This window comes from Cupriavidus sp. SK-3 (genome assembly GCF_000611145.1).
Taxonomy (GTDB): domain Bacteria; phylum Pseudomonadota; class Gammaproteobacteria; order Burkholderiales; family Burkholderiaceae; genus Cupriavidus.
Genome location: NZ_JFJV02000234.1, coordinates 1 through 6324 on the forward strand (window position 1 = coordinate 1; position 6324 = coordinate 6324).

The following is a 6324-nucleotide window of genomic DNA, read 5'->3' on the forward strand; positions in this document are numbered from 1 at the left end:
GCAAAAACCAACACCGCTCAAACAAACAGCGCCCCCGCAGGGGGATGTCGTACGGCTGTTGGATGCAAAAACCAACACCGCCAATAAAAAAACCAAATAACCTCAAAAAAAAGGCACCAGCTCACCCACCAACACCGCCAATAACCCATAAAAGAAAGGCCCCGCAAGGGGCCTTTTAAAACAAAACATATCTATCGAAAACCAGTACCCGCTTACAGCGTCACCGTATCCGCCACATCCTTGAAGTCTTCGATCTGATCAAAGTTCATATACTTGTAGATCTTGTCGCCATTGGCGTTCAGCACACCCATATCCGACATGTACTCTTCCTTCGTCGGAATACGCCCCAGACGCGAGCAGATCGCCGCCAGCTCAGCCGAACCCAGATACACATTGGTGTTCTTGCCAAGACGATTCGGGAAGTTACGCGTGCTGGTCGACATCACCGTAGCGCCTTCGCGCACCTGTGCCTGGTTACCCATGCACAGCGAGCAACCCGGCATTTCCGTACGGGCGCCTGCGGTGCCGAACACGCCGTAGTGGCCTTCTTCGGTCAATTGCTTGGCATCCATCTTGGTCGGCGGGGCAACCCACAGCTTGACCGGAATATCGCGCTTGCCTTCGAGCAGCTTGGAGGCTGCGCGGAAGTGGCCGATATTGGTCATGCACGAACCGATGAAAACTTCGTCGATCTTGGCGCCAGCCACTTCCGACAGGGTCTTGACGTCGTCCGGGTCGTTCGGGCAGGCCACGATGGGCTCGTGCACGTCGGCCAGGTCGATCTCGATCACGGCGGCGTATTCGGCGTCGGCATCCGGCTCCAGCAGCTTCGGATCGGCCAGCCAGGCTTCCATGGCCTGGATACGGCGCGACAGGCTGCGCGGGTCCTGATAGCCCTCGGCAATCATCCACTTCAGCAGCGTGATGTTGCTGTTGATGTATTCGATGATCGGTTCCTTGTTCAGGCGCACCGAGCAACCGGCGGCCGAACGTTCGGCGGACGCGTCAGAGAGTTCGAATGCTTGCTCGACTTTCAGGTCGGGCAGGCCTTCGATTTCCAGGACACGGCCCGAGAAGATGTTCTTCTTGCCTTGCTTGGCCACGGTCAGCAGGCCCGACTTGATCGCGTACAGCGGAATCGCGTTGACCAGGTCGCGCAACGTGACGCCCGGCTGCATCTTGCCCTTGAAGCGCACCAGCACGGATTCCGGCATGTCCAGCGGCATCACGCCAGTGGCAGCCGCGAAAGCCACCAGGCCCGAACCTGCGGGGAAGCTGATGCCGATCGGGAAACGGGTGTGCGAGTCGCCGCCGGTGCCGACGGTGTCGGGCAGCAGCATGCGGTTCAGCCACGAGTGAATCACGCCGTCGCCCGGGCGCAGCGAGATGCCGCCACGGGTGCTGATGAACTGCGGCAGCGTGTGGTGGGTCTTGACGTCGACCGGCTTCGGATAGGCGGCGGTGTGGCAGAACGACTGCATCACCAGGTCGGCCGAGAAGCCCAGGCAAGCCAGGTCCTTCAGCTCGTCGCGCGTCATCGGGCCAGTGGTGTCCTGCGAGCCCACCGAAGTCATCTTCGGTTCGCAGTACGTGCCCGGGCGGATACCCTTGCCTTCTTCCAGGCCGCAGGCGCGGCCAACCATCTTCTGGGCCAGGGTGAAGCCGCGGCCGGTGTCGGCCGGGTTGTGCGGCAGGCGGAACAGCGTGGACGGCGCCAGGCCGAGCGCTTCGCGGGCCTTGGCGGTCAGGCCACGGCCGACGATCAGGGGAATACGGCCGCCGGCGCGCACTTCGTCGAACAGCACGTCGGACTTCACGGTGAATTCGGCGACGACCGCGCCGTTCTTCAGGGCCTTGCCGTCATAGGGACGCAGCTCGATCACGTCGCCCATTTCCATGCTGGACACGTCCAGCTCGATCGGCAGCGCGCCGGCGTCTTCCATGGTGTTGTAGAAGATCGGGGCAATCTTGCTGCCCAGGCACACGCCGCCGAAGCGCTTGTTCGGCACGAAGGGGATGTCTTCGCCGGTGAACCACAGCACCGAGTTGGTGGCGGACTTGCGCGAGGAGCCGGTGCCGACCACATCACCCACGTAGGCGACCAGGTTGCCCTTTTCCTTCAGCGATTCGATGAACTTGACCGGGCCGCGCTTGCCGTCTTCTTCCGGGGTGATGCCGGGGCGCGCATTCTTCAGCATGGCCAGCGCGTGCAGCGGGATGTCCGGGCGGGTGGTGGCGTCCGGGGCCGGCGACAGATCGTCGGTGTTGGTTTCGCCGGTGACCTTGAACACGGTCACGGTCAGGCTTTGCGGCACTTCCGGACGGCTGGTGAACCACTCGGCGTCGGCCCAGCTTTGCAGCACGGCCTTGGCGTTGGCGTTGCCCTTGTCGGCCTTTTCCTTGACGTCATGGAAGGCGTCGAACATCAGCAGCGTCTTCTTGAGCGCTTCGGCGGCAACGGTGCCGATCTCGGCATCGTCCAGCAGTTCGATCAGCGGGGAGATGTTGTAGCCGCCCAGCATGGTGCCCAGCAGCTCGGCTGCCTTGGCACGCGAGATCAGCGGGCAAACTTCCTTGCCCAGCGCGACCGCGGCCAGGTACGAGGCCTTGACCTTGGCGGCGTCGTCCACGCCGGCCGGCACGCGGTGCGTGATCAGGTCGACCAGGACCTGCTCTTCACCCGCAGGGGGCGCTTTCAGCAATTCAATCAGTTCCGCAGTCTGCTTGGCGGTCAGCGGCAGAGGGGGAATGCCGAGCGCGGCGCGTTCGGCAACATGGGCGCGATAGTTTTCAAGCATGGGAACCTGCGGAGTAATAGGGTTGCAAAAACCGGTTGTGCCGCGATTTTAAAGCGAAGTGCGTTTTAGGTCAAACGTCTTATATCTTATATAAGAGTTAACAAGAAAAAACCCAATAAAATCAGGCCCCTCCCCATCCAGGCAGCAACCTCTGCGCATTAGATCGGTTCCTTGCCCGGCGGCAGGAAATCCAGCCTCTCCTCTTCGTACAGCCGGTAGATCATGTCGAGCATGGCGCTGATCTCCTCGGTCTCATCAAGGCTGCGCGTGCTCATGATGATAGGCGACACCAGGTTGGGATCGTCCAGTTCCTTGTAGCTGATGTCGTCCCGCTTGAGGCCGTGCACGCTGCTCGGGACGATCGAAATACCCTCCCCCGCCGCCACCAGCCCCAATGCGATCTACAGTTCGCGCGCCTCATGGATGCGCACGGCACCATCGACGAACAAGTGCGCGCCACCCTGTTCCTTGCGTCCGACGAGGCCTCGTACACACGGGCACGGTCCTGCCGGCAGGCGGCGGCGACCTGGGCTGAGCGCGGCCAATATTGCACAGGAAACGGGCCCGGCACGGCGGATCGGCTACCGATTTGTCAGCATCCGCTGACACAGGCCAGCCCCGGCCATAAGGCCGCAGGCGGGCCGCATGAACCGAAGGAGTGTGAAATGCAATCGGCCGCCCCACGTCGCTACGCGCCTTGGTCCACAAGTGGCTGGGGTCCACGGGCGACGCCAGGATCACCCGCGTGCACCCGCCCGGCACGTCGGGCGGGTGCACGCGGAAGTCAACCGCCCCGCCGGTTCACTCGCCATCGTCTTCTTCCGGCACCGGGACGGCGACTGGTGCGTATTCCCGCCAGCCTGCCGAGGCTCCTGAGCGCCCCTCAGTCACACGCACCGCTGCGGATCGGGGCGCCGTGGGCTGCCCCGGCACGGTCGCCACCCGCTGCGGCCGCTCAGCGCCGCAGCCGGCGCCCTGATCGCCATCGCGGCCGGGGAAATCCACCGGGCGCCTGGTCCCACCGATACCTGGCCACAGGAAAATCCCTTTCCAATCAATAGCCTGGCAGCATCCCCCAACCCGACGCACGGCGGCGCGGGCGGCGGCTGACCGGCCGCTCCGGCTCGCCCAAGGGACGGCGAATCGGCCGCCCGCCCCCGGCGTCACCCGCTGTCCGGCTCCCAGTGCGGGTTTTCCTTGAACATCCCGCTCAAGTTCCGTGTCCGCCATTCGTTAACCCCTGTAAGACCATCCGCATCGCTCGGATGACAAGACCTGCTCGGCTCAAAGGGCCAAGCTGAGCGGGTTTCACCCTTTTTTTCGGCCCTTTGCTTGCCCCTGATTCCCTCAAGAATGGCAGGGCATTCCGATACAGGCATCTCATGGCGAATACGCTCACTTCTTCCCAGGCTGACGGCAACACGAGCAAGCGCGGGCGACTGCTGCTGATTCTCGGCGTCGTGCTCGTCGCTGCGCTGGGTGCCGGGGGCTTTTTTCTGGGCAACATCCTGAGCAACCGCCAACCGGCCGCGCCGGCCGCACCGGTTGTACCGCCGCCGATTTTTGTGCCGCTGGAAGCATTTACCGTCAATCTGAAGAGCGATGACGGCGACCGCTTCCTGCATACCGGTTTGTCGCTCAAGGTGGCGGACGCGCAGAACCAGGCGCGCATCACCGAATACCTGCCGGAAGTCCGCAGCCGCATCTTGCTGCTGCTGTCGGCCAAGCAGCCGCCAGACCTGGCGACGGTGGAAGGCAAGCGCAAGCTGGCCCAGGAAATCCAGAATGCCATCAGCCAGCCGTTCGCGCCCAACCTGCCCAAACAGCAGATCCTGGACGTCCTATTCACTTCCTTCGTGGTGCAGTAAGCGCTTTGCCCTGCCCCACCAGTACATCCGATATGAATCCGTCCTTGTCCGCCTTGCGCGTTTCACAGCGTGCGCGCCAACGCCAGCGCGCGGGCTCATAGGCAATCCGGGCAAATGGTCGCTTTCATTCATCACGGCACTCACGGGGCAGGACACTAGATGGCCTACGACAAGTTCCTCTCGCAGGACGAGGTAGACGAATTACTGAAAGGCGTGTCGGGCGAGACCGACACGCCCGAGGTCGCCGCGCCGGTCTCCGAGGATGGCGTGCGCCCGTACAACCTGGCCACGCAAGAGCGTATCGTGCGCGGCCGGCTGCACACGCTCGAAATCATCAACGAGCGCTTTGCCCGCCAGCTTCGCACCCAGCTGTTCAACTTCATCCGCCGCGGCGCCGACATCTCCGTAGGCTCGATCCGCATCGAGAAGTACGGCGACTTTGTGCGCAACCTGCCGGTACCGACCAACCTGAACCTGGTGCACATGAAGCCGTTCCGCGGCACGTCACTGTTCGTGTTCGACCCCAACCTGGTGTTCCTGGTGGTCGACAACCTGTTCGGCGGCGACGGGCGCTTCCACACCCGCGTGGAAGGGCGCGACTTTACCCAGACCGAGCAGCGCATCATCCGGCGCCTGCTGGACCTGGCGCTCTCCAGCTATGGCAGCGCCTGGCAGGCGGTGCACCCGATCGAGCTGGAATACATCCGCTCGGAAATGCACACCAAGTTTGCCAACATCGCCATGCTCAGCGAGGTGGTGGTAACAACGGCCTTCCATATCGAACTCGGCGCCGTCGGCGGCCAGCTTCACGTCTGCTTCCCGTACTCGATGATCGAGCCGGTGCGCGACCTGCTGATGAACCCGCTGCAGGACGAGGTCGAAGTCGACAAGCGCTGGATCTCCCAGCTGTCGCAGCAGATCCGCGCGGCCGAGGTAGACCTGGTAGCCGACTTTGCCCACGTGGAAAGCACCGTAGCCGATGTGCTGGCGCTGCGCGTCGGCGATGTACTCCCCATCGAGTTGCCCGAGCAGATCTTCGGCAAGGTCGATGGCGTGCCCGTGATGCAGGCTGGCTTTGGCACCATGAACGGCCAGTACGCGTTGCGGGTAGAACGGATGATCAATCACCAAGAAATCGATTCCAACAAGGAAACCGACCATGACTGACGGCAAAGAGGACATCCCGGCCGACCCGATGGACGACTGGGCCAGTGCCCTGGCGGAGCAGACCAGCGCCGAGGACCTCGCCGCTGCCGCCGCGCCTGCCCAGGCGGTCGCCACGCCAGCCACAGCAACACCGGCCGCCTCCAAAGTCTTCCAGCCGCTGGCGAAGGACACGCCCAGCGCCTTCCACAACGATATCGAGATGATTCTCGATATCCCGGTCCAGCTCACGGTAGAGCTCGGTCGCACCAAGGTGCCGATCAAGACCCTGCTTCAGCTGGCCCAGGGCTCGGTGGTGGAACTCGACGGCCTGGCCGGCGAGCCGATGGACGTGCTGGTCAACGGCTACCTGATCGCCCAGGGCGAAGTGGTGGTGGTGAACGATAAGTTCGGCATCCGCCTGACAGACATCATCACGCCGTCCGAACGCATCCGGAAGCTCAACAGATGAACGCCAGCCCGCGCCGGACCGCCACCGCCGCGCTAGCCGCCGG

General features: G+C 63.3%; 4 protein-coding genes and 1 pseudogene. 3 read left to right on the forward strand and 2 right to left on the reverse strand.

Features of this window, described 5'->3' with window-relative positions:
* Positions 1-212: 212 nt before the first annotated feature.
* On the reverse strand, positions 213-2798 hold the full coding sequence (gene acnB, locus CF70_RS23740) for a bifunctional aconitate hydratase 2/2-methylisocitrate dehydratase (protein ID WP_035870526.1): 2586 nt from the start codon (positions 2796-2798) through the stop codon (positions 213-215).
* 158 nt (positions 2799-2956) lie between these two features.
* Positions 2957-3226, reverse strand: a pseudogene (locus tag CF70_RS23745) (LysR family transcriptional regulator); the annotation flags it as partial.
* 954 nt (positions 3227-4180) lie between these two features.
* Here CF70_RS23745 and fliL point away from each other — a divergent pair.
* The 3 genes from fliL (at position 4181) to fliN (ending at position 6281) form a co-directional block, all read left to right on the forward strand.
* Positions 4181-4666, forward strand: a complete 486-nt coding sequence (gene fliL / locus CF70_RS23750) for a flagellar basal body-associated protein FliL (RefSeq protein WP_035870530.1) — start codon at positions 4181-4183, stop codon at positions 4664-4666.
* A gap of 159 nt (positions 4667-4825) precedes the next feature.
* The gene (gene fliM / locus CF70_RS23755) at positions 4826-5833 is read left to right on the forward strand and encodes a flagellar motor switch protein FliM (RefSeq protein ID WP_035870532.1); all 1008 of its coding nucleotides are present in this window, start codon (positions 4826-4828) and stop codon (positions 5831-5833) included.
* The gene (gene fliN, locus CF70_RS23760) at positions 5826-6281 is read left to right on the forward strand and encodes a flagellar motor switch protein FliN (protein ID WP_035870534.1); all 456 of its coding nucleotides are present in this window, start codon (positions 5826-5828) and stop codon (positions 6279-6281) included. Before fliM ends, fliN begins: the two co-directional genes overlap by 8 nt.
* Positions 6282-6324: the final 43 nt, after the last annotated feature.

Coding starts and splice junctions, on each gene's coding strand:
- acnB (WP_035870526.1), bottom strand. CDS start 2,798: ATGCTTGAAAACTATCGCGCCCATGTTGCCGAACGCGCCGCGCTCGGC.
- fliL (WP_035870530.1), top strand. CDS start 4,181: ATGGCGAATACGCTCACTTCTTCCCAGGCTGACGGCAACACGAGCAAG.
- fliM (WP_035870532.1), top strand. CDS start 4,826: ATGGCCTACGACAAGTTCCTCTCGCAGGACGAGGTAGACGAATTACTG.
- fliN (WP_035870534.1), top strand. CDS start 5,826: ATGACTGACGGCAAAGAGGACATCCCGGCCGACCCGATGGACGACTGG.